The 1,774-nt window shown below is 47.5% G+C and carries 1 protein-coding gene; it reads right to left on the bottom strand.

The window, feature by feature from the left end; genetic code table 11:
* The coding region (locus AC1DSE_RS34865) for a condensation domain-containing protein (RefSeq protein ID WP_477529079.1) at window positions 1-1,774 on the bottom strand (1,774 nt) is incomplete at both ends.

Raw genomic sequence — 1,774 nt, 5'->3', positions numbered from 1 at the left:
GCTCCATATTTTGCAATATAAACATCGTGTTAAATAGGGGATTGCGACTTAAATCCTGTTCCATATCAAGCTGATTTACAAGATCCTCGAACGGAAATTCCTGATGCTCCAGCGCTTGCAGCACATTCCCGTGCATTTCAGTAATGTAACTGCCAACCGTCATTCCGAATTGCGGACGGCAACGAATGGCGACCGTATTGACGAACATGCCGATTAGCCTTTCTACATCTATGTGACTGCGTCCGGCTACGGGAGTACCCACGATAATATCCTCTTGTCCGCTATACTTCCCAAGGAGTACCGTATAAGCGCTAAGCAGCAGCGTATATAAAGTCGTCCCTCGTTCCCTTGCCAATTGCCGCGCCCGATATGCCAGCTCCTCGTTTAGCTGAAAAGCATACCTTCGGCCCTCATAACGCTGAACCGCCGGACGCTGCTTGTCTGCAGGCAGATCAAGCACCGGGAGTTCGTCCGAGAACATGCCCAGCCAATAACGCCTCAGCTTCGAGTAATAGTCACCGCTTAATCGTTCCAGCTGCCAGACTGCATAATCACGATATTGCACCGTCAGCTCTGGCAACGCCTGCCCGTTGTATAAATCGATCAACTCTTTTATGAGCACGCTCATCGATATCCCATCCGTCACAATATGATGGATGTTCAGCAACAACAAGTGACGGTTTTCTGCCAATTCAGCAAGACCGACTCTTAGCAGTGAACCGCTTCCGAGATCAAATGGATCTGTAAATTGGGYCATTAATTCATTGATCCTCACATCTGCTCCGATTGCAGATGACGCGCGCTGCCATAGATCAGCCTGCTCGCCTTTTATAACCATTTCCGTTAGCTCAAATGGCTCTGCAGGATGAATTCGCTGACAGAACTGTTCACCCACATAGTGGAATGATGTTCGCAGGCTCTCATGCCTCGTAATTAGTGCAGTAAACGCGGCTTCCAGTTTCTTTTTTTCCAGATTACCTAGGATGTGAAGCACAAACGGAATATGATACATCGTCGATTGTCCGGCAATGAGCTCGATCATATATTGGCGTCTCTGTGCAGGAGACATTGGATAATGATCCCGATTTGCTTGCAGTGGAATGATAGCTCCTTCGATGCCCAGCTCAGAATTTAACAGCGTTCCCCCTGACAGCCACTCAGCCATACTCGCAACAGACAGTCGTTCAAATACGACGCTTAGCGGCATTTCAACATGGAATTTAGCTTGAATCCGGCTTACCAATACCGCAGCCTTCAGGGAATGTCCACCCAACTCGAAGAAATCATCATACATACTAATTTGCTCAATGCCGAGTACATCTCTCCATATTTCAGCCACCTCTGCCTCCAGCGAGGTTCGAGGCAGGGTAAGCTCAGCAACGACTCGTTGCTGTAAAACAGGTTCTGGGAGCGCCTTGCGATCCACTTTGCCATTAGGTGTTAACGGTATCGCAGCGATCTCCATAAAAAACGAAGGGATCATATAATCTGGCATTTTATTTTTCAAAAAGCTCTTTAAATCCTGAACTCCTATTGTTTGATTCACAACCATGTATGCGCAAAGTTTTTTATCGCCTGCTTGATCCTCATATGCGATGATAACCGCTTCGTCTACCGCCTCATGTCTTAGAAGCTGCGCACCAATTTCTCCAAGCTCAATCCGAATGCCTCTTAGCTTGATTTGATCATCCATTCGGCCTAAATACATCGCATTTCCGTCTGGCAGCCACTTAGCCAAATCACCAGTACGGTACATGATGGTGCCTGGCAGTAG

The organism is Paenibacillus sp. 01L418, from assembly GCF_056400045.1.
This window is presented reverse-complemented; position numbering and strand designations above follow the sequence as displayed.